The sequence below is a fragment of the Oharaeibacter diazotrophicus genome (assembly GCF_004362745.1).
GTDB lineage: Bacteria > Pseudomonadota > Alphaproteobacteria > Rhizobiales > Pleomorphomonadaceae > Oharaeibacter > Oharaeibacter diazotrophicus.
This window is the reverse complement of record NZ_SNXY01000013.1, coordinates 64,242-83,678: the sequence shown is the minus strand read 5'-3', so window position 1 is coordinate 83,678 and position 19,437 is coordinate 64,242. Positions and strand designations below refer to the sequence as shown.

Sequence of the window (19,437 nt, the reverse complement as noted above, 5' to 3'; positions counted from 1 at the left end):
CTCCCCGAGATCGACCCGGCCGCGATCGCCCCGGCGATGGACGGCATCCTGCGCGACCACGCCGGCGTGCCCGGCCGCCGCGACGCCTTCCTGCCGTCGCCGGCGGTGCAGAACCACGCCGCCAACCTCGCCTTCCTCGCCGACGGCACGCTGACCTGCGTCTGGTTCGGCGGCACCATGGAGGGGATGGGTGACATCTCCGTCCACTTGTCACGTCTCGCCCCCGGCGCCGACCGTTGGAGCGCGCCGGAGAAGCTCAGCGACGACCCCGCGCGCTCCGAGCAGAACCCGCTGGTGTTCACGGCTCCCGACGGCCGGGTGTTCCTGCTGTTCACCTCGCAGGTCGCCGGCGACCAGGACGGCGCCGTGGTCAAGCGGCGGATCTCGACCGACGGCGGCCGCAGCTTCGGGCCGGTCGAGCCGCTGTGCGAGGTGCCCGGCACCTTCGTGCGCCAGCCGATCGTCGTGAACGGCGCCGGGAACTGGCTGCTGCCGGCGTTCCGCTGCGTCGGCCGGCCTGGACTGCGCTGGTCCGGCGACGTCGACACCGCCGCGGTGCTGGTCTCCACCGACGCCGGCCGCAGCTGGACCATGCGCGACGTGCCGGACAGCATCGGCGCGGTGCACATGAACATCCTGCCGCTCGGGCACGGCCGCATGGTCGCGCTCTACCGCGACCGCTTCGCCGAGCGCGTCCGCGTCTCGCGGTCCGAGGACGACGGCCTGACCTGGAGCGCGCCGGAGCCCACCGACCTGCCGAACAACAACTCCTCGATCCAGGCCGCCCGCCTCGCCGACGGCACCATCGCAGTGGTCTGCAACCCGGTCGACGCCACCGCCTCGACCGACCGCCGGCTGTCGCTCTACGACGAGATCGACGCCGGAACGGCCGCGCCCGTCGCAGCCGCCGCGGCGGCACCGGCCGCCGCCCGCGCCGCGGTCTGGGGCGTGCCGCGGGCGCCGCTGTCGCTGGCGCTGTCGGCGGACGGCCGGCATTTCGTCCGCGTGCTCGACTTCGAGCGCGGCCCGGGCACCTGCCTCAGCAACAACTCGGAGGAACTCCGGAACCGCGAGTTCTCCTATCCCTCGCTCGCGGAGGGCCCCGACGGCGCGCTCCACGTCGCCTACACGGTCTACCGCCGCGCCATCCGCCACGTCGTGCTCGCGCCCGGCTGGCGCGACCGGCTCGGCATCGGCGCGATCGCCTGACTTCGGCGCGCCGAAGCCAAGTCCGCGATAAACAAATTTACATCCCGTGCCGCGACCCGGCGGCCTCGCTCGAAGGTTCCCCCCGATGCCCGCACTCGCGACGCCCATAGGTCTCGTCACCCCGCCGCGGATCGAGTTCGGCGTCGGCACGGCCGCCCGCGCCGGCGCCTTCGCCGCCGGGCGCACCTCCGTGCTGGTGATCGCCGACGCCTTCAACGCCGGCCGGGTCGACCTGCTCGAACTGCCCGGCCGCGTCGCCGTGTTCGGCGCGGTGAAGCCGGAGCCCGACACCGACAATCTCGACGGCGCCCTCGCCGCCGCGGACGCGGCGCGGCCGGACCTCGTCGTCGGCTTCGGTGGCGGCAGCGCCATGGACCTCGCCAAGCTGGTCGCCGTGCTGCACGGCGGCGAGCAGGGCATCCGAGACGTCGTCGGCGCCGGCCGGGTCGCCGGGCCGCGCAGGGTCGGGCTCGTGCAGGTGCCGACGACCGCGGGCACCGGCAGCGAGGCCGGCATCCGCGCGCTCGTCACCGATCCGGCGACCCGCTCCAAGCTCGCGGTCGAGAGCGTGCACATGCTGGCCGATCTCGCGGTGGTCGACCCGGCGCTGACCTTCTCGGTGCCGCCGGCGGTGACCGCCGCCACCGGCGTCGACGCCATGGCGCACTGCGTCGAGGCTTTCACCAACCGCAAGGCCCATCCGCTGATCGACCTCTACGCCGCCGAGGGCTTCCGCCTCGTCGGCCGCCACCTCGCCCGCGCGGTCCGCGACGGCGGCGACGCCGAGGCCCGCGCCGGCCTCGCGCTCGCCTCGCTCTACGGCGGCTTCTGCCTCGGCCCGGTCAACACCGCGGCCGGCCACGCGCTCGCCTATCCGCTCGGCACCCGCTGGCAGGTGCCGCACGGCGCCGCCAACGCGCTGATCTTCCCGCACGTGCTCGCCTTCAACGCGCCGGCGGTGCCGGAGAAGACCGCGGCGGTCGTCGCGGCCCTCGGCGGCCCTGCCTCGGCGGATCCGGCCGCCGTGTTCGAGACGGCGCACGGCTTCTGTGCCGGCCTCGGCATCGAGATGCGGCTGTCGGGTCTCGGCGTCGACCGCGCCGACCTTCCGACCATGGCGCGCGACGCCCACGCGATCCGCCGCCTGCTCGACAACAATCCGCGCGACCTCACGGTCGAGGACATTCTCGCCGTCTACGAGGCGGCGTTCTGATACACCGCCGCGGCGGGACCGACGACGGACTTGGAGGACGGACGATGGCGACGAGGCCGGTGAGGGTGGCGGTGACGATGGGCGATCCCGCGGGCGTCGGCCCCGAGGTGATCGTGAAGGCGCTGGCCGCGCTGCCGGCCGCCGAGCGCGGCGACTTCGTGGTGGTCGGCGCGACCGAGGCGCTGGAGCGCGCCGACCGCACCTGCGGCACCGGTCTTTCCTTCGGCCCCGCCGACGCCGCCGACGGCCGCGTCCGCGTCGACGAGGTGGCGATGGCCGGGCCGCTGCCGGCGGTCGGCCGGGTCGATCCGGTCGCCGGCGACGCCGCGGTGCGCTTCATCACCCGCGCGGTCGCGCTCGCCAGCGACGGAGCGGCCGACGTCATCGTCACCGCGCCGATCAACAAGGAGGCGATGAACCTCGCCGGTCATCACCACGACGGCCACACCGGCCTGCTCGCCCACCTGACCGGCCGGCGCGCCGCCTTCATGCTGCTCGCCTCCGAGCGGCTCAACTGCATCCACGTCTCGACCCACGTCTCGCTGCGCACCGCGATCGAGCGCGCCACCACCGAACGGGTGCTGGAGACGATCCGCGCCGGCCACCGCCATTTCCTGCGCCTCGGCCGTCCCGCGCGGATCGCCGTCGCCGGCATCAACCCGCATTGCGGCGAGGGCGGCCTGTTCGGCACCGAGGACACCGACTTCGTCGCCCCGGCGGTGGAGCGCGCCCGCGCCGAGGGCATCGACGTGGTCGGCCCGATCTCGGCCGACACCGTCTACGCCCGCGCCTTCGGCGGCGCATTCGACCTCGTGGTGTCGCAGTACCACGACCAGGGCCACATCCCGATCAAGCTGGTCGCCTTCGAAACCGCGGTGAACGTCTCGCTCGGCCTGCCGATCGACCGCGTCTCGGTCGACCACGGCACCGCCTTCGACATCGCCGGAACCGGCCGCGCCCACCACGCCAACATGCTCTCCGCCATCGCCTACGCCCGCCTGATGGCCGGCGCCCCGCGGGCCTGACGGCGAAGCGGAACACCCGGACGGCAGGCGACGGCGGGCCGATGGCGGCCCGCCGCCGTTCGCCTTCAGCGCCTCCGGCCGAGCGCCTTCAGGGCGTGCATGGCGGCGCGGATCTCGGGGTCGCCGGCGAGGCGGCGGTACTCGGCGAAGAGGGCGTCGTAGGTCGACGCACGCTCGCGGTCGGGGGCGTGGACGCTCGCGGTTCGGGCGCCCCAGCGCGCCGCGGCGGCGGGGAAGTCCGGCACTACGCCGGCCGCGACGGCGCCGTGCAGGGCGGCGCCGAGGGCGGTGGGATTGTCGACGTCGGGCACCTCGACGGGGCGGTTCAGCACGTCGGCGAGGGTGTCGAGCAGGAAGGGGCTGCGGCGGGCGAGGCCCGAGGTCATCACCACACGCGTCACCGGCACGCCGGCGGCCTCGGCGAGTTCGAGGATCGAGCGGGTGCCGAGGCAGAGGCTCTCGACCAGGGCGCGGTAGATCTCGGCGGCGCTGGTCGCAAGGCCGAGGCCGAGGATCAGGCCGGAGAGGTTGGCGTCGGCGAGCGGGATGCGGTTGCCGCCGAACCAGTCGAGCGCGACGAGGCCGCCGGCGCCGGGGGGGAGGGCGGCCGCCTCGGCGTCGTAGGCGGCGAAGCTCTCCGCGACCGAACCGCCGCGCGGGAAGGTGCGGACGAACCAGCCGAGCATGTCGCCGAAGGCGGCCTGTCCGGCCTCGGCGCACCAGATGCCCGGCAGCACAGCGCCGAAGGCGGCGCCCTCGAGCCCGGCCGGCAAGGGCCGGCGCTCTGCGCCGAGCAGCAGGAACGCGGCGGAGGTGCCGAGCGCGCCGACGAAACCGCCGGCGCCGACCGCGCCGATCGCGGGCAGCACCACGTGCGAATCGATCACCGCCACCGCGACCACCGGCGATCCGAGGATGCCGGTGCGGGCGGCCCAGTCGTCGGTCAGTCGGCCGGCCGGCGAGCCGACGGGGAGGGGCGGGGCGAGCCGTTCGGAAAGGCCCGGCACGTCGACGGCGGGATAGCCGGCGCCCTCGCGCCACTGCGCCTTGTAGGCGGCGAAGTCGAGGCTGCGCGCCTCGCGGCCCGAGAGCCGGCGGACCAGCCAGTCGCCGGCCTCGAGGAAGCGTTCGGTGCGGGCCCATACCTCCGGCGCGGCCGTGGCGATCTCGGCCGCCTTGGCGAGCAGCCACTCGCCGGAGACCTTGCCGCCGAAGTCGGCGAGGAAGTCGCCGCCGGCGGCGCCGAGCCGGTCGGCCTCGGCCTGGGCCGAGTGCTTCCAGAGCTTGACCTGGGCGTGCGGCTCCTCGGGCATCAGGTCGGCGAGGGCGGTGCCGTCGGCAAGCGCCGGCATCGGCGAGGACGCGGTGAAGTCGAGGCCGATCGCGGCGACTTCGCGCCCCCTTCCGATCGCGGCGAGGATCGCCTCGGCGGCCTCGAGATAGTCGGCCGGCACCTGCAGCGCGAAGCCGGGCGGCAGGGCGGTGCCGCCGAGCCGGCCGGTGACGACGCCGTGGCGGTAGCGGTGGACGTGGTAGGCCTCCTGGCGGCCGGTCGCGACGTCGACGAGCACGCCGCGCGCCGATTCCGTGCCGAAGTCGAGGCCGATGAGAAAAGTCGGCGCCATCGTCTTGTTCTTTCCCGTCGGGGTGGGCGCGTCCGCCCGGGCCGTCGCCACCGTCCGGTGCAACGTGGTCGATCCGCCGACCGATTCGCCAGCGGCGGCGCGTCAGGCCGCGAGCGCGGCGGGCGGCGGGCTGGCGCCGGTCATGATCGAGACCGCGTCCGACATGGTGCAGTCGGACGGCCGGAGCACGGCGATGCGGCGGCCGAGCCGGTGGACGTGGATGCGGTCGGCGATCTCGAACACGTGCGGCATGTTGTGGCTGATCACCACCACGGACAGGCCGCGCTCGCGCACCGAGCGGATCAGGTCGAGCACCTTGCGCGATTCCTTGACGCCGAGGGCGGCGGTCGGCTCGTCCATGAACACGACCTTGCCGCCGAAGCCGCAGGCGCGCGCGATCGCGACGCCCTGGCGCTGGCCGCCGGAGAGGGTCTCGACGCGCTGGTCGATGTCCTGGACGGTGGAGAGCCCGAGCGCCTGCAGGTGGACGCGGGCCTGGCGCGCCATCTCGGCCTTGTCGAGGTTGCGGAAGAAGCGGCCGAGCGGGCCGGAGCTGCGCAGTTCGCGGCCGAGGAAGAGGTTGTCGGCGATCGACAGCGCCGGCGAGAGGGCGAGCGACTGGTAGACCGTCTCGATGCCGGCGAGCCGGGCTTCCTGCGGCGAGGCGAAGCGCACCGGCGCGCCGTCGAGGCGGATTTCGCCGGCGTCGGGGGCGACGGCGCCGACCAGCGTCTTGATCAGGGTCGACTTGCCGGCGCCGTTGTCGCCGATCACGGCGAGGATCTCGCCGCGCTTCAGGTCGAAGTCGGCGCGCTCCATGGCGACGACGCGGCCGTAGCGCTTGGAAAGGCCGCGGGCGGAGAGCACGAGGTCGGTCACTGCGCCACCCTCCGGATCCACTGGTCGACGCCGACGGCGGCGATGATCAGGATGCCGACCGCGAACTCCTGCCACAGCGCGTCGAGGCCGCCGAGGGCGAGGCCGTTGCGGAACACGCCGACGATCAGCGCGCCGACCAGCGTGCCGGAGATCGAGCCGCGGCCGCCGAACAGCGAGGTGCCGCCGATCACCGCGGCGGTGATCGAATCGAGGTTGGCGCCCGAGCCCGAGGTCGGGCTGATCGCGCCGACCCGGCCGATCAGCGCCCAGGCGCCGACCGCGGCGACGAAGCCGGCGAGGGCGTAGACCGCGATCAGGACGCGGCTGGTGTCGATCCCGGAGAGATGGGCCGCCTCGGGATCGTCGCCGGTGGCGTAGACGTGACGGCCGAAGGCGGTGCGGTTGAGGACGTAGCCGGCGACGAGGGCGAGCACCAGCATCAGCACCGTGCCGGCGGTGATGCGGGCGCCGAACAGGCTGGTGGCCGCACCGGTCGCCTGCAGCAGCGGCGCCGCGGCGGCGACCTCCTGGGCGCGGATGGTCTGGCTCGCCGAATACCAGAGGTTCAGCGCGCCGAACACGCTCCAGGTGCCGAGCGTGACGATGAACGGCGGCAGCCGGGCATAGGTGATCAGGATGCCGTTGATCGTGCCGCAGAGCGTGCCGATGCCGAGGCCGACGAGCAGCGCCAGCTCGGCCGGAACGCCCGACTGCACCGCGAGCCGGCCCATCACCGTCGAGGTCAGCACCATGATCGCGCCGACCGAGAGGTCGATGCCGGCCGTCAGGATCACCGCGGTCTGGGCGATGCCGATGATGGCGATGATGGTGACCTGCTGGGCGACCAGCGAGAGATTGTAGGGGTGGTAGAAGCGGTTGCCGACGATCAGGCTGAACAGCACCACGCTCGCCACCAGCACGATCACCGGCACGGCGATCGGGAAGGCGTGCAGGAAGCGCTGCAGGCGCTCGATCGGGGAGGCCGGCCCCTCGCCGAAGGCGGCGACGGTGGCATCGGCGCCGGCCAAGGCGCCCTCGTAGTCGGCGGCCCGCCGCGCGGCGGGGGTCTCGCTGTCGCTCATGATGTCACCTCCGGGCCGGAACGGCGGGCGGGCCGCCCGTCGCGCGTCGCGGCGCGACGCCGCCCGCGGGCGGCGCGAATCGGCGGACGGACGCCGCCCACGGGCGGCGCTCCGGCGTCCCCCCGTGGGAAATGGGGGGATCGAGGGGACGCCGGCCGCCGTGCGGGGATGCGGTCGTCCTCGTCCCGCGCCGCCGCCGACCGGGTGGGGGCGGCGGCGCGGTCGGGAACCGTCAGCCCCAGCAGAGCTTCAGCGCTTCCTCGGAGGTGATCGACTCGACGCCCTCGACCGGCTTGTCGGTGACCAGCTTCACGCCGGTGTCGAAGAAGTCGAGGCCGGGGGTCGGGGCCGGCTTCTCGCCGGTCTTGACGAACTTCACGATCGCCTCGACGCCGAGCGAGGCCATCATCAGCGGGAACTGCATCGACGTCGCGCCGATCACGCCGGCCTTGACGTTCTGGACGCCCGGGCAGCCGCCGTCGACCGAGGTGATGAGGACGTTGCCCTCCATGCCGGCGGCCTTCAGCGCCTCGTAGGCGCCGGCGGCGGTCGGCTCGTTGATGGTGTAGACCACGGAGAGCGTCGGGTCCTTCTGGAGCAGGAGCTCCATGCCGGTGCGCCCGCCCTCTTCCGAGCCCTTGCCCCACTGGTGGCCGACGATGCGCGGATCGTCCTCGTCGAGGTAGCGCGACATGTCCTTCGGGTCGATGCCGAAGCCCTTCATGAAGCCCTGGTCGCGGGCGGCGTCGACGGTCGGCTGGTTCTCGAGCGCGTCGAGGAAGGCGACCTTGGCGTTCGCCGGGTCGGCGACCGTCTTGGCGGCCCACTGGCCGATCAGCTCGCCGGCCTTGACGTTGTCGGTGGCGAAGGTGGCGTCGGCGGCGTTGGCCGGGTCGAGCGGGGTGTCGAGCGCGATCACGAGGATGCCGGCCTGACGGGCCTTCTCGATCACCGGCACGATCGCCTTGGTGTCGCTGGCCACCATCAGGATGCCCTTGGCGCCGGCCGAGATCAGGTTCTCGACGGCCGTGACCTGGCTGTCGTTGTCGCCGTCGAACTTGCCGGCGTAGCTCTGGATGGTGACGCCGCCGAGCTCGGCGGCCTTCTGGGTCGCGCCTTCGCGGATCTTGGCGAAGAACGGATTGGCCTCGGTCTTGGTGATGACGCCGATCAGGACGTCCTCGGCCCGGGCCGACGGGGCGCCGGCGAGAAGGGCGAGACCGAAGGCGGCGGCGGACGCGAGCAGGGTTGCGCGCGCGGCGACGCGCGACGACGAATAGGTGCGCATTGTTTCCTCCCTTGTCCAGAAGAGTGCGGCACATCTCTTCCAGTACGTCGTTTGTGCGACATGATTCCGTCGTCGTCAATCCGAATGAGTCGATGTTTTGCGTGATTTTCGACATATATTCGGATCGACCGCATCGGCTATGATCCGCCGCGGGTGAAGGAGACGGGCATGATCGGGCAGGGATCCTGGGCCGGGGGCGGGGCGTCGTCCGGCGCGGGCGGGGAGGGGGCGCTGCTGGCGCTGATCGCGGCGGGACGGGCGCGCTCGCGCGCCGAGCTCGCCGACCTCTCGGGCCTGTCGCGGGCGACGGTGGCGCAGCGGCTGTCGGTGCTGCTCGGCTCCGGTCTCGTCGACGAGGCCGACGAGACCATGCGCAGCGGCGGCCGGCCGGCGCGGCTCCTCCGGCTCAACACCACCTTCGCGCTGACGCTCGCCGCCGACATCGGCGAGGAACGCACCCACGTCGCGCTGACGACGCTCGACGGCACCGTCCTCGACGGTCTGACCGAGGCGGTCGACATCCGCCGCGGCCCGGTGCCGGCGCTGGAATTCCTGCTGGCGAGCTTCGACGCCCTGCTCGCGCGCGCCGGCCGTTCCCGCCGCGACGTGCTCGGCGTCGGCCTGTCGCTGCCGGCGCCGGTCGACTACGCCCGCGGCCGCGTCGTCGGACCCTCGGTGATGACCGGCTGGGACGACTTCGACATCCGCGGCTGGTTCGCCGACCGCTTCGAGGCGCCCCTCTTCGCCGAGAACGACGTCAACCTCCTGATGCTCGCCGACTACCGCCGCGCCCGCCGCGACGCCCGCCACCTGTTCTACGTCAAGATCGGCACCGGCATCGGCAGCGGCATCGTCGCCGACGGCCGGATCTACCGCGGCGCGCAGGGGGCCGCCGGCGACATCGGCCACATCCAGTTCATGCGCCAGCCGGCGCCGCTCTGCCGCTGCGGCAAGATCGGCTGCGTCGAGGCCCGCGCCGCCGGCTGGGCGATCGCGCGCGACCTCCGCGCCGAGGGCATCCCGGCCGAGACCGCCCGCGACGTGGTGGCGCTGGTGCGGGCCGGCGAGCCGCACGCCATCAACCTCGTGCGCCAGTCCGGCCGCATCCTCGGCGAGGTGCTCGCCAACGTGGTCAGCATCCTGAACCCGAGCCGGATCGTGATCGGCGGCACGCTCGCCGGTGTCGAGGAATACCTGCTCTCGGGCGTGCGCGAGATGATCTACAGCCGCTCGCTGCCGCTGGCGACGCGCGAGCTCGAGATCGCCGTCTCGCCGCCCGATCCCGACGCCGGCATCGTCGGCGCGGCGCTGCTCGTCGTCGAGGAGGCGACCTCGCCGCTGAACGCCGACGACGTCGTCGCCCGCTACGCCCGGGCGTCCTGAGCGGCGGCGCGGGAGCGCTGCGGCGCCACCAGCGTCACTTTGCGCTCGGCGAGGCGGATCGGCGTCAGGAGTTCCTCGGCGACGCCGTCGTCGGTGATCAGCTCGTCGACCTCGGCGACCTCGCAGGTGGTGCAGAAATTCGGCGCCGCGAACTTCGAGCTGTCGGCGAGCAGGATGGTGCGGCGCGCCGAAGCGATCATCGCCCGCTTGATCGCGGCGATCTCGAGCGAGACGTCGGTGATCAGCGTGCCGGTGATCGCCGAGGCGCCGGCGAGGCAGAGGTCGGCGTGCAGCGAGCGGATGAAGCTCTCGCCCGGCTCGCCGGCGAAATGGCGGTAGCCTGGCCGGATCGTGCCGCCCGGCAGGATCACGCGCCACGACTTCACGTCGGCGGCGAAGTCGGCGATTTCCAGGCTGTTGGTGACGATGGTCAGCGGCAGGTCGCGGTCGGCGGCGGCGCGCACCGCCTCCATCACCGTCGAGGAGGCGTCCATCATCACGCTGTCGCGCGCCGACAGCCGCCGCGCCGCCTCCCGGCCGATCGCGACCTTCTCGGCCCGCTGCAGCTGCGCGTTGACCGAGTTCTCACGCTCGAACGTGGCGCGCATCGGCTGCAACAGGTGGGCGCCGCCGTGGGTGCGCTCGAGATAACCGCGCTCGACGAGGTGCTCGAGGTCGCGCCGGACCGTCGACTGCGAGCCGCCGATGGTGTCCGCCAACTCCTGGATGCTCGCAGCGCCGTTGATCCTCAGATGCTCGAGGATCAGCGCCCGCCGCTTGGCCGGCACCATCTCCACGCGCTTCGCCGGCATCTCCATTCCGCGATCCCCACCCTCGGGCGGCCGTCCGCCGGACCGCGAATCCTTACCAAACGGTATAGCCGCAATCCACCGGCACCACCGCCCCGGTCATCGCGCTGGCCGCGTCCGAGGCGAGGAACAGGATCGGCGCGGCGATCTCCTCGGGCTTGGCCGGCCGGCGCATCGGCGTCATGTCCATCCAGATCGGCATGCGCGCCTCGTCCGTGAAGCTGTCGCGCGACATCGCGGTGTCGACGTAGGTCGGCGCCACGCAGTTGACCCGGACGCCGCGGGGCGCCCATTCGCCGGCGAGCGAACGGGTCATGTGGTGCAGGCCCGCCTTGGCGGCGTTGTAGTGGACCTGACGCTGCGGCTTGTTGGAGATCGTGCCGGACATCGACCCGACCGTGACGATCGCCCCGCGCCCGCGCGCCAACATCGCCCGGCCGAAGGCGCGGCAGCACCAGTAGGCGCCGTCGAGGTCGATCGCCATCACCTTGCGCCACGCCGCGTCGGAGAGATCCTCGCCGGCCGTGTCCGGCCAAGCGATGCCGGCGTTCGCCACCAGGATGTCGACCGCGCCGTGGCGGGCGTTCGCCTCCGCCGCCGCCGCCTCGACCGCGGCGGAATCGGCGACGTCGAGCACGACCCCCTCGGCGGCGTAACCCTTGGCCGCGAGCCGGGCGATCCCGTCCGCCAGCACCGCGCCGTCGACGTCGGAAACGATCACCCGCGCCCCCGCCTCGGCCAGCGCCTCGGCGGTGCACAGCCCGATGCCGCGCCCGCCGCCGGTGACGAAGGCGGTGCGGCCGTCGAGGCGGAGGAGGGAGAGGTACATGGGGGCTCCGGGGGAGGGGGGCGGTAGGCAGTAGGCAGTAGGCAGTAGGCAGTAGGGCTTCGGCTGTCGGCAGTCGGCAGTCGGGCTTCGGGGGCTGGAGCCCGGGCCGGGGGCGGATCAGGCGGGGGCGGCGGTGCGGATGGCGGCGCGGCCGAGCACGAGCAGGCAGCCGGCGGTGAAGCTGTCGCCGAGGCCGAGCGTGGTCGCCGGCGCGTCGAGATAGGGCGAGGCACAGGCGACGAAGGTCCAGCGGCCGATCCGGGCGCGTTCGGGGAAGGGCAGGGCCTCGAAACGGGCGCGCGGGTCGACCGCGGGGGCGGCCACCGGCATTCCGGCGGCGGCGCGCGCCGAGGCGGCGAGGCATCCCGCCATCAGCGCGTCGCGCTCGACCTCCGGGTCCCCGAGCGTGACCGCGGCGGCCCAGCCGTCGGCGTGGACGCAGACGCGGTCGAGCCCGAGCCGGTCGCCGAGCGCCATCATCGCCGCGGTCGGGTCGGCGGCGTCGGGGTCCATGGCCAGGAGCTCGGAATGGCTCATGCCGAGCGAGGTCACCGCCCCGTGCGCGAGTTCCAGCGCCTCGGCGACCGCAGCCTGCGAGACGTAGCCGGCGAGTTCGAAATGGATGGTGGCGAGCCCGGCGTCGCGCCAGGACCGCGCCAACCCGAAGACGTGGCGGCCGGCGGCGCCGACGTTCGACGCCGGTTCGTCGTTGAGGCCGGAGACCAGCGCCGCCGGCGCCCGCGCCGCGATGCCGGCCGCCATCGCCTCGAAGGCGGGGTCGCGCTGGATGCCGCGGTCGGAGAAGCGCACGATGATCCGCGACGAGCGCGGCGGCACGACCCCCGCGACCGGTCGGCCGGCGGTGTATTCGAAGATGTAGATCTCCGCGACCGGATCGCGGCAGGGGGCGACCTCGGCCGCGCCGACCCACGCGCCGCCGTCGGCGATCGACACCCCCGGCGGGATCAGCGCCAGCATCGGCACCGTGCGGTCCTCGAGCGGGATCGCGGCGCGCGCGCCGAGCCGCGCCAGCACCGCCGCCGCCTGCGGGCCGGTGCCGCCGAGGGCGGGGCGGAACGGCATCCGCCCGCGCAGCCAGTCCGGCCCCTCCGCCCAGTCGAACCGCACCTCGCCGCCGACGCCGCGCGCGACCCGGGCGAGGATCTCGCGGGCGAGGCCGTGCGCCGGGCTGCCCTCGGGCGCGCCGGTCAGCACCGCCATCGCGGCGGGATCGGAGAGATCCACCCGGGCGTCGACGCAGATGTTCATGCCGAACAGGAACGGCGCCGCCGCGAGCCGGGCCGCCTCGTCCGGCCCGACCGGCAGCGTCCGCGCCAGGGCGTCGTAGCGCGCCGACCACTCGTCAGTGGCGTCCATCCCGGCGATCTCCTCCCGCGGCCCGGTTGCCCCGGCGCCGAAATTTCCGTCACGATCGATCAGGATCTCTCAAATGTCAACGGTGGGGCGGGAGGGGGAGTGGGCAGTAGGCAGTGGGCAGTAGGCAATAGGAAGTGGCGCGCGCCCTTCTCCCCTCGCAGGAGAAGGTGCCGGCGCCAGCCGGCGGATGAGGGGGAGCCTCCGCGGGCGACGGAGGAGCTTTCCGTTGCGGGTGAACGATCGGCAAGCCGCGTGTCTCCCCCTCATCCGGCCCTCCGGGCCACCTTCTCCCCCGAGGGGAGAAGGTGTCGCGCGATCCTTCTTCATCGCGGCGCTGTGGTCCGGGGCGGCGGTGGGAGGCCTCGACACCCTTGGCCTGCCCCTCGCCGCCGTCGTGGACTTGGCGCCATGTGGTGGAGTTTGGCAGCATCGGCGTCGGCGGGGCCGATTCATGCAACGCCGCGAAACGGCTCGGAAATCCCCCGTCCCGAAGGTCCGCGCCCGAGCGCTGCGCCACGACGTCCGCCACCCGTACCCCTCTCTCACAACAAAAAGATAGAGATTGACAAAATATGGTAGATCGACGAGCGTGCGCTCGGGATCGGGGCCGGCGCGGGAGGCGATCGGCCGTCCTTTCCGCGCATTTGCCGACGAGGCCATCATGCTCACCCGTCTCGACACCAAGCTCGCCAACATTCGGGCGGGCCGCTACACGCCGGCCGACTTCATGATCGCCGACGCCAAGGACGGCGACGTCGGCGCCGGCGTCACCGCCTCGGGCTTCGACTGGTCGGCCAAGCCGAAGCGCCGGCGCACCCGCCAGGAGTTCGTCGCCCACATCGAGGAGATCGTCCGCCACGACGTGGTCGACCTGATGCTGGTGTCGCAGTCGAACCTCGAGCTGCTCGACGAGCGCCGCGCCTTCGTCGGCAGCGCCGTCAAGCCGGCGATCCGCGGCAACCTCGAGACGATGTGCTGGGCCGGCGTGCGCCACGGCCGCTACGCCGAGGCGCCGTCGCGGCCGTTCCGCGACACCCACCTGCAGCGGGCCATCGCCAACTACCCGACCACCGGCACCGACCTCTGCCTCTACTCGGTGTGCTTCACCAACGATCCCGACCGGGACGTCCGCACCCTCGAGGAATTCGCCGCCTTCCGCGCCGAGGCGGCGGCCTGCGGCATGAAGTACTTCTACGAGATCTTCAACCCGAACGTCGACATCGGCATGACCCGCGCCGAGATCGGCGAGTTCGTCAACGACCACATCCTGAAGTCGCTCGCCAGCGTGCCGCGCGCCGAGCGCCCGCTGTTCCTGAAGACGGTCTACAACGGCCCGGCCGCGCTCGAGGAACTCGCGAGCTTCGACAGAGAGCTGATCGTCGGCATCCTCGGCGGCGGCGCCGGCACCACCCGCGACACCTTCGAGCTGATCGCCCAGACCGAGCGTTACGGCGGCCGTCTCGCCCTGTTCGGCCGCAAGATCAATCTCGCCGAGGCGCCGCTGCGCCTGATCGAGCTGATGCGCGCCGTCGTCGAGGGCGCCATGGCCACCGACGAGGCGGTCCGCGCCTACCACGGCGCGCTGCAGACCCTCGGCATCGCCCCGGCCCGCTCGCTCGCCGACGACCTCCAGATCACCGAGGAGGTCCTGAAGCCCGCCGCCGCCAAGGCGGCTTGAGCCGGGAACCGATCGTCCAGCCGCCGCCCTCTCCCGCCCGCGCGGGGGAGGGCGGTCGCGTCTCCGTTCAGGCCGCCTCGGCGCGCCGCCCGCCGGTGACGGCGACGAGGCCGGAGGCGACCACCAGGGCGGCGCCGGCGAGCACGTTCCAGCCGGGGACCTCGCCGAAGAAGATCCGGCCGAACAGGAAGGCCCACAGGATCGAGGTGTATTCCAGGGTCGCGATCAGCGACGCCGGCATCCGCCGCGCCGCCTCGTAGACGGTGAGCTGGCCGAGCGCGCCGATCACCGCGATCACGGTCATGAAGGCGAGGGCGGGGCCGTCGAGGGCGAGCGGCGCCACGGCGAAGCCGGGGGCGGTCGCGGCCAGGAACAGCGCGTTGCTGCTGACGACTTGGATCACCGGCCCGTCCTCGGGCGCCATCCTGCGCAGCATGATCAGCGCCGCCGCCCAGAACAGCGCCGCGAGCAGCGCCAGCGCCACGAAGGGCGAGACGTCGAACGAGGTCACGCCCGACGCCGTGACGACGCCGGCGAACCCGAGCGCCACCGCCAGCCATTGCCGCGGCCCGATCCGCTCGCCGAGCACCGGCCCGGCCGCCATGGTCACGAACACCGGCGCGACGAAGTAGAGCGTCGAGAGCTGTGCCAGCGGCATCTCGCCGGCGGCGCGGTAGAAGCACAGCCAGGCGATCAGCATCACCGCGGCCCTGAGGGCGAGCATCCCCGGCTGCGGCGAGGCGGCGATCCGCCGCCAGATCCGGCCGCGCCCGACCACCAGCGCCACCGCGACGACGAGGCCGGAGCGCACCGCCATCAGCTGCCAGACCGGCGCCGCCGTCACCAGCGCCTTCAGGCCCGCGTCCTGCAGCGGGAACAGCACGAAGGCGAGCAGCGCGAAGGCGAGCGCGGCGGGGGCGGCACGCAAGATCGGCTCAGCCGGCGCGGTCGAGGTGGAGGACGAGGTCGGCCGCCGCCGCGCCCGGCGTCACGTCGAGGGCGATCCCGCCGCGCTCGCCCGGGCCGACCGCAACCGCCGTCCCCGCGAAGCGCGCCGCCACCACCTGCGCCGGATCGACCGCCGGGAAGGCGAAGCGGGCGGGCCGGCCGGGCTCGGCGGCGGCGAGCGTCAGGGCGATCCGGCCGGGCTCGATCTCGATCCGGCTCATCCGGCCGCGGAAGTCGGTGTCGAGCAGCACGGCGCGGCCGCGCGTCAACACGAGGCGGCCATCCGCGGCCTCGAGCCGGACCGGGCCGAGCGGGCTCGCCAGCGGTCCGAGCGTCACGGGCTCGCCGGTCGCGACGATCTCGAGCCCGCGCCACGGGTCGACGTCGAGGATCTCGCCGACCGCCGTCAGCGGCAGCATGGCGCCCCAGGTGCAGAAGCGGTCGGTGTCGGGCTGGTCGGTGAGGGCGCCGGTCTCGGCCCCGTAGTTCTCGCCGCACATCCGCTCGCTTTCCCACGAGCGCATGAACAGGGAGAGGCTCTTCTCCGCCAGCGCGGACGCCTCGGCGAAGAAGTTGTAGCGGCGCAGGCCCAGCCAGACGAACCAGTTGACGTTCGGCCAGATCCGGCCGCGCCAGTAGACGTTGTCGGCATAGGCCGGGTCGGCGCGGGCGACGTTGGGCAGCCCGAACGGGCCGCCGAACAGGGCGGGGTCGTCGAGGGCGGCGAGCAGGCGGCGGGCCTGGGTTTCGGTCGCGGCGCCGCAGATCAGCGAATAGAGGCTGGTCGGCCCGACGGACCGGACGAAGCCGCCGCCGCGGTGGCGGTTGGCGAACAGGCCGCGCTCCTCGTCCCACAGCTCATCCGCGATGCGGGCGCGGCTGTCGCCGGCGAGGGCGGCGAATTCCGCCGCCTCGTCGTCGCGGCCGAGCTCGGCGGCGGCGAGCGCCAGCATCTCGGCGTCGAGGGCGAGGGTGCAGTTGAGGCCGACGTCGATCAGCGACAGCGTCCGCGTCCGCGGATCGTAGACCGCCTCGTCGTGGGTCGGCGAGTTGTCCATGCCGGTCTCGTTGCGGGCGCCGAAATGCGTGCCCTTGTAGAGCCCTTCGCCGACGTCCGAGGTGCCGCAGGAGACGAGGCCTATGCCGTCGGGGTCGCGATGGGCGCGCCACCAGCGCTGATTGCGGGCGAGCGGGCCGTAGCCGGCCTCGAGCAGGCTGCGGTCGCGGCGGCGGAGATAGGAGAGCCACAGCATCAGCGCCCCGTTCGGCGCCTGGGTGCGGTCGACCCAGGCGTCGTTGGAGGTGACGATGCAGGCGACGTTGCCCTGCGGCGTCGCGCCGGCGAGGGCCGTCGCGAAATTCTCAGCGCAGAGCCCGCCGTCGAACAGACCCGCCATCATCGCCGCGTAGGTGGTGTCGTTGAACCAGACCGCGAAGCGGCCGAGGTTCCAGATCCGGGATACGGCCGTGTAGGCACGGTGGTTGTCGGCGTCGTAGATCGTGTTCCAGGCGATCACGTCGCGCACCGCGTCGAGCGCGCCGGCGTGGCGGCCGACGTGCAGCACCGGCGCGGGCGCGGGCTCTCCGCGGGCAAGCGCGGCGCGGGCCTTTTCCACCGCGAGGTCGAGGTCGTCGGCGACGGCGGCGGCGAAGCGGGCCCGCCGCATCATCTCGAGATTGAAGCGCAGCGCCAGCACGGGGGCCTCGGTGCCGCGGCTGGCGAGGTGGAAATAGCCGTTGGCCTCGAAATCGGCGGCGAGGGCGGCGACGTCGACATGGGCGGTGACCTGCACCGGCTCGTCCGCCGTGACCAGCGCGACGAAGCGGCTGCCGACCTTGACGTAGGCGGCCCGGCGGGCGGCGTCGTGGTGCACGGTCTCGCCGCCGTCGGCGGAGAGGCAGAGCGACACCCAGAAACGCAGACCCCATTCGCCGAGGACGCGGCCGTTCCAGGCGCCGGCGACCGCATAGGTGTCGGCCTTGCGCCAGGAGAGGTCGAGCGTCGTGCCGCCGTGCTCGACGGAAAGGTCCACCACCGTGCCGTCGACGTCGTGGGCACCGAGGCGGACGGCGTCGCGGCGCGGCTCGGCGAGGCTCGCCCGGCGCAGGCGCGTCGAATAGAGCACCGGCGTGACCCGGACGCCGAGCGGCAGGAACACCATTTCGGCCGGACGGTCGGTCCAGCTGTTCCAGGCGCGGGCGGCGGGGATGGTGGTGTCGATCGGCATGGCGGCCCCGGCGCTGTCGCGGTCCTGGAAACGGGAGCCGGCGCGCGGGGGGCCGCGCGCCGGGCGGGGAGTCGTATCACGACGACCCGGGAGGTGCCGACCCGGCGGCCGGCCCTCCCGGACGCGGGATCACGTCGGGATCACTGGGCGTATTCGGTCTTCACCTCGGCCCAGAGCTCCTGGATCTCCTGGCGCTTCTCCTCGGGCACCGGCTGCATGAACTTGAGCCGACCGACCACCTCGGGCTTGCCGAGGACGGCGCGGTTGTAGGCGGTCTCGGGCAGCTTGGCGACGGCGGCGGCGTTGGCCGAGACCGGGGCGCCGGAGGTGTTGTCCCAGGTGGCGTAGAAGTCGGGATCGATCATGTAGTCGATGAACTTCTGGGCGCCCTCGGGATTGGGCGCGCCGGCGGCGACGGTCAGCGTGTCGAACCAGCCGACGGCGCCCTCGGTCGGGATCACGAACTCGACCGGCAGGTTGTGCAGCTTGACCGCGCGGGCGGCGCCGCCGGCCCAGATCACGCCGATGTCGAAGCTCTTCGACGCCATGCCCTTCATCCACTCGTCCTCGGAGGCCCAGAACGAACGGATCTGCGGCTTCAGCGCGACCAGCTTCTCCTTGATCACGGCCATGTCGGCCGGCTGGTTGATGTCCTGGCCGGTGAGCAGGGCGGCGAGGTTGACGGCGAGGATGGCGTCGTCGCGGAACGAGATCCGGCCGGCGAACTTCGGGTCCCACAGCGCCGCGATCGACGTGATCGGCTCCTTGATCGTCTCGGTGTTGTAGGCGAAGGACGTCGCGCCCCAGACCCACGGCACGCCCCAGAGCTTGCCCTCGACCGTGACGCTCGGGTCGTCGAGCATCGGCTTGGAGACGCCGGGAAGGTTGGTGATCGCGGCCGGGTCGACCGCCTGCACGAGACCTTCCTCGCGCGCCTGCGCCAGATAGGTCGAGTTGACCAGCACGACGTCGTAGGCGCCCGGGCTGGTGCGCAGCTTGGTCAGCATCTCCTGCTCGGACGTGAAATAGTCGTGCAGGACCTTGATGCCGGTCTTCTTCTCGAAGTCGGCGGTGGCGAAGGCCTCGTCGGTGCCGTACCCCTTCCAGTTCAGCACCTTGATCTCGGCCGCCGCGACCGCCGACGGGGCGATGCCCGGGGCGGCGAGAGCGGCGGCGGTCAGGCCGAGCACGGCGATGAGCGTCTGGCGTCTGTTCATGGCGTTGGTTCCCCTCGTCCGATGTGGTGGACCCTCGGTCCGGAGCTTGGCGCTCACTTGTTAGTGTGCGAACGATACATCAACGCCACGCCCGCGCAAGAGGCGACGAGGGTGGGGCCAGGGGGCACCCACGCCGGCCGCCGACTTGACCCTCCCCTTGCGGAAGGGTCGGCGCGAAGCGCCGGGGAGGATCGCGGGACACGGGCTCGATGGTGGACAGGGCGTCGCCGCGGTGGACGCATCCCCCGCCCCGTCAGAACCTCACCGTGGCGACGTCGGTGCGGGAGAAGTCCTCCCCCTTGAACAACAACGGCAGGCCGGAGCGCCGTGCGAGGGCGTAGGAGATGCAGTCGGCGAAGTTGAGCGCGGCCGGGTGGCGGCCCTTGCCGTAGGTGAGCCAGGCCGCGGTGGCCAGGTCGGCGAGGTCGGCGTCGACCGCCACCACGTCGGTGCCGATGCGGGCGAGCCAGAGGTCGAGTTCGGCGAGCACGTGCTCGCCGCGGCGGGCGACCATCACCATGCGCGCCTCGAGCGCGCAGGTCGCCGGTACGAGGCGCACGGCGGCCGCCACGATCGCGCGCTCCATCGCCGCGGCCTCGGGCTCGTCGCGCAGGATCGCGACGATCGCGGAGGTGTCGATCACCATG

Annotated in this window: 16 protein-coding genes; 5 read left to right on the top strand and 11 right to left on the bottom strand. The window is 73.1% G+C overall.

All coding sequences use genetic code 11. The features are described 5' to 3' along the window. Positions 1-36: 36 nt before the first annotated feature. From EDD54_RS22390 to pdxA, 3 genes are all read left to right on the top strand, one after another. On the top strand, positions 37-1,209 hold the full coding sequence (locus tag EDD54_RS22390) for a sialidase family protein (RefSeq protein ID WP_126542096.1): 1,173 nt from the start codon (positions 37-39) through the stop codon (positions 1,207-1,209). An 85-nt stretch (positions 1,210-1,294) separates the two neighbouring features. Continuing rightward, the gene (locus tag EDD54_RS22385; protein WP_126542014.1) at positions 1,295-2,422 is read left to right on the top strand and encodes an iron-containing alcohol dehydrogenase; all 1,128 of its coding nucleotides are present in this window, start codon (positions 1,295-1,297) and stop codon (positions 2,420-2,422) included. Between the two features lie 44 nt (positions 2,423-2,466). Further along, positions 2,467-3,447 (top strand): 4-hydroxythreonine-4-phosphate dehydrogenase PdxA, encoded by a 981-nt coding sequence (pdxA, locus tag EDD54_RS22380; RefSeq protein ID WP_126542015.1) that lies wholly within the window; start codon positions 2,467-2,469, stop codon positions 3,445-3,447. A 65-nt stretch (positions 3,448-3,512) separates the two neighbouring features. Here pdxA and EDD54_RS22375 read toward each other — a convergent pair whose 3' ends face one another. The 4 genes from EDD54_RS22375 to EDD54_RS22360 form a co-directional block, all read right to left on the bottom strand. After that, positions 3,513-5,072, bottom strand: a complete 1,560-nt coding sequence (locus EDD54_RS22375; protein ID WP_126542016.1) for an FGGY-family carbohydrate kinase — start codon at positions 5,070-5,072, stop codon at positions 3,513-3,515. A gap of 102 nt (positions 5,073-5,174) precedes the next feature. Continuing rightward, on the bottom strand, positions 5,175-5,891 hold the full coding sequence (locus tag EDD54_RS22370; protein WP_126542098.1) for an ATP-binding cassette domain-containing protein: 717 nt from the start codon (positions 5,889-5,891) through the stop codon (positions 5,175-5,177). A gap of 56 nt (positions 5,892-5,947) precedes the next feature. Beyond that, positions 5,948-7,033, bottom strand: a complete 1,086-nt coding sequence (locus tag EDD54_RS22365) for an ABC transporter permease (protein ID WP_126542017.1) — start codon at positions 7,031-7,033, stop codon at positions 5,948-5,950. Positions 7,034-7,265: 232 nt separating this feature from the next. Beyond that, a complete protein-coding gene (locus tag EDD54_RS22360; RefSeq protein ID WP_126542018.1) occupies positions 7,266-8,321 on the bottom strand; it encodes a sugar ABC transporter substrate-binding protein in 1,056 nt (351 codons plus the stop codon). Between the two features lie 168 nt (positions 8,322-8,489). On the opposite strand from EDD54_RS22360, the gene EDD54_RS22355 reads away from it, so the two are divergent. Beyond that, the gene (locus EDD54_RS22355; RefSeq protein ID WP_126542019.1) at positions 8,490-9,704 is read left to right on the top strand and encodes an ROK family transcriptional regulator; all 1,215 of its coding nucleotides are present in this window, start codon (positions 8,490-8,492) and stop codon (positions 9,702-9,704) included. Here EDD54_RS22355 and EDD54_RS22350 read toward each other — a convergent pair. The 3 genes from EDD54_RS22350 to EDD54_RS22340 form a co-directional block, all read right to left on the bottom strand. Then, positions 9,686-10,516: a DeoR/GlpR family DNA-binding transcription regulator gene (locus EDD54_RS22350; protein WP_425375010.1), complete on the bottom strand. Its 831-nt coding sequence runs from the start codon at positions 10,514-10,516 to the stop codon at positions 9,686-9,688. The genes EDD54_RS22355 and EDD54_RS22350 overlap by 19 nt on opposite strands. Before the next feature lie 52 nt (positions 10,517-10,568). Next, on the bottom strand, positions 10,569-11,342 hold the full coding sequence (locus EDD54_RS22345) for an SDR family NAD(P)-dependent oxidoreductase (protein ID WP_126542021.1): 774 nt from the start codon (positions 11,340-11,342) through the stop codon (positions 10,569-10,571). A gap of 117 nt (positions 11,343-11,459) precedes the next feature. Beyond that, positions 11,460-12,719, bottom strand: coding sequence for an ADP-dependent glucokinase/phosphofructokinase (locus EDD54_RS22340; RefSeq protein WP_126542022.1), 1,260 nt, complete (start codon positions 12,717-12,719; stop codon positions 11,460-11,462). Between the two features lie 661 nt (positions 12,720-13,380). Here EDD54_RS22340 and EDD54_RS22335 point away from each other — a divergent pair. Then, positions 13,381-14,397, top strand: a complete 1,017-nt coding sequence (locus EDD54_RS22335; RefSeq protein ID WP_126542023.1) for a hypothetical protein — start codon at positions 13,381-13,383, stop codon at positions 14,395-14,397. 67 nt (positions 14,398-14,464) lie between these two features. On the opposite strand, the gene EDD54_RS22330 is transcribed toward EDD54_RS22335, so the two are convergent. The 4 genes from EDD54_RS22330 to EDD54_RS22315 form a co-directional block, all read right to left on the bottom strand. Next, on the bottom strand, positions 14,465-15,325 hold the full coding sequence (locus tag EDD54_RS22330) for a DMT family transporter (protein WP_126542024.1): 861 nt from the start codon (positions 15,323-15,325) through the stop codon (positions 14,465-14,467). 7 nt (positions 15,326-15,332) lie between these two features. Continuing rightward, complete coding sequence (locus tag EDD54_RS22325; RefSeq protein WP_126542025.1) at positions 15,333-17,573, bottom strand: MGH1-like glycoside hydrolase domain-containing protein; 2,241 nt, start codon at positions 17,571-17,573, stop codon at positions 15,333-15,335. A gap of 140 nt (positions 17,574-17,713) precedes the next feature. Further along, entirely contained in the window at positions 17,714-18,790 is a 1,077-nt protein-coding gene (locus tag EDD54_RS22320; RefSeq protein WP_126542026.1) for an ABC transporter substrate-binding protein, read from the bottom strand. Between the two features lie 253 nt (positions 18,791-19,043). Beyond that, positions 19,044-19,436 (bottom strand): type II toxin-antitoxin system VapC family toxin, encoded by a 393-nt coding sequence (locus EDD54_RS22315; protein ID WP_126542027.1) that lies wholly within the window; start codon positions 19,434-19,436, stop codon positions 19,044-19,046. Between the last annotated feature and the right edge of the window lies 1 nt (position 19,437).

Excerpts from the sequence above, each read along its gene's own strand:
- EDD54_RS22390 (WP_126542096.1), top strand. The coding sequence starts at position 37 with ATGGACGGCATCCTGCGCGACCACGCCGGCGTGCCCGGCCGCCGCGAC.
- EDD54_RS22385 (WP_126542014.1), top strand. The coding sequence starts at position 1,295 with ATGCCCGCACTCGCGACGCCCATAGGTCTCGTCACCCCGCCGCGGATC.
- pdxA (WP_126542015.1), top strand. The coding sequence starts at position 2,467 with ATGGCGACGAGGCCGGTGAGGGTGGCGGTGACGATGGGCGATCCCGCG.
- EDD54_RS22375 (WP_126542016.1), bottom strand. The coding sequence starts at position 5,072 with ATGGCGCCGACTTTTCTCATCGGCCTCGACTTCGGCACGGAATCGGCG.
- EDD54_RS22370 (WP_126542098.1), bottom strand. The coding sequence starts at position 5,891 with ATGGAGCGCGCCGACTTCGACCTGAAGCGCGGCGAGATCCTCGCCGTG.
- EDD54_RS22365 (WP_126542017.1), bottom strand. The coding sequence starts at position 7,033 with ATGAGCGACAGCGAGACCCCCGCCGCGCGGCGGGCCGCCGACTACGAG.
- EDD54_RS22360 (WP_126542018.1), bottom strand. The coding sequence starts at position 8,321 with ATGCGCACCTATTCGTCGTCGCGCGTCGCCGCGCGCGCAACCCTGCTC.
- EDD54_RS22355 (WP_126542019.1), top strand. The coding sequence starts at position 8,490 with ATGATCGGGCAGGGATCCTGGGCCGGGGGCGGGGCGTCGTCCGGCGCG.
- EDD54_RS22350 (WP_425375010.1), bottom strand. The coding sequence starts at position 10,516 with ATGCCGGCGAAGCGCGTGGAGATGGTGCCGGCCAAGCGGCGGGCGCTG.
- EDD54_RS22345 (WP_126542021.1), bottom strand. The coding sequence starts at position 11,342 with ATGTACCTCTCCCTCCTCCGCCTCGACGGCCGCACCGCCTTCGTCACC.
- EDD54_RS22340 (WP_126542022.1), bottom strand. The coding sequence starts at position 12,719 with ATGGACGCCACTGACGAGTGGTCGGCGCGCTACGACGCCCTGGCGCGG.
- EDD54_RS22335 (WP_126542023.1), top strand. The coding sequence starts at position 13,381 with ATGCTCACCCGTCTCGACACCAAGCTCGCCAACATTCGGGCGGGCCGC.
- EDD54_RS22325 (WP_126542025.1), bottom strand. The coding sequence starts at position 17,573 with ATGCCGATCGACACCACCATCCCCGCCGCCCGCGCCTGGAACAGCTGG.
- EDD54_RS22320 (WP_126542026.1), bottom strand. The coding sequence starts at position 18,790 with ATGAACAGACGCCAGACGCTCATCGCCGTGCTCGGCCTGACCGCCGCC.
- EDD54_RS22315 (WP_126542027.1), bottom strand. The coding sequence starts at position 19,436 with ATGGTGATCGACACCTCCGCGATCGTCGCGATCCTGCGCGACGAGCCC.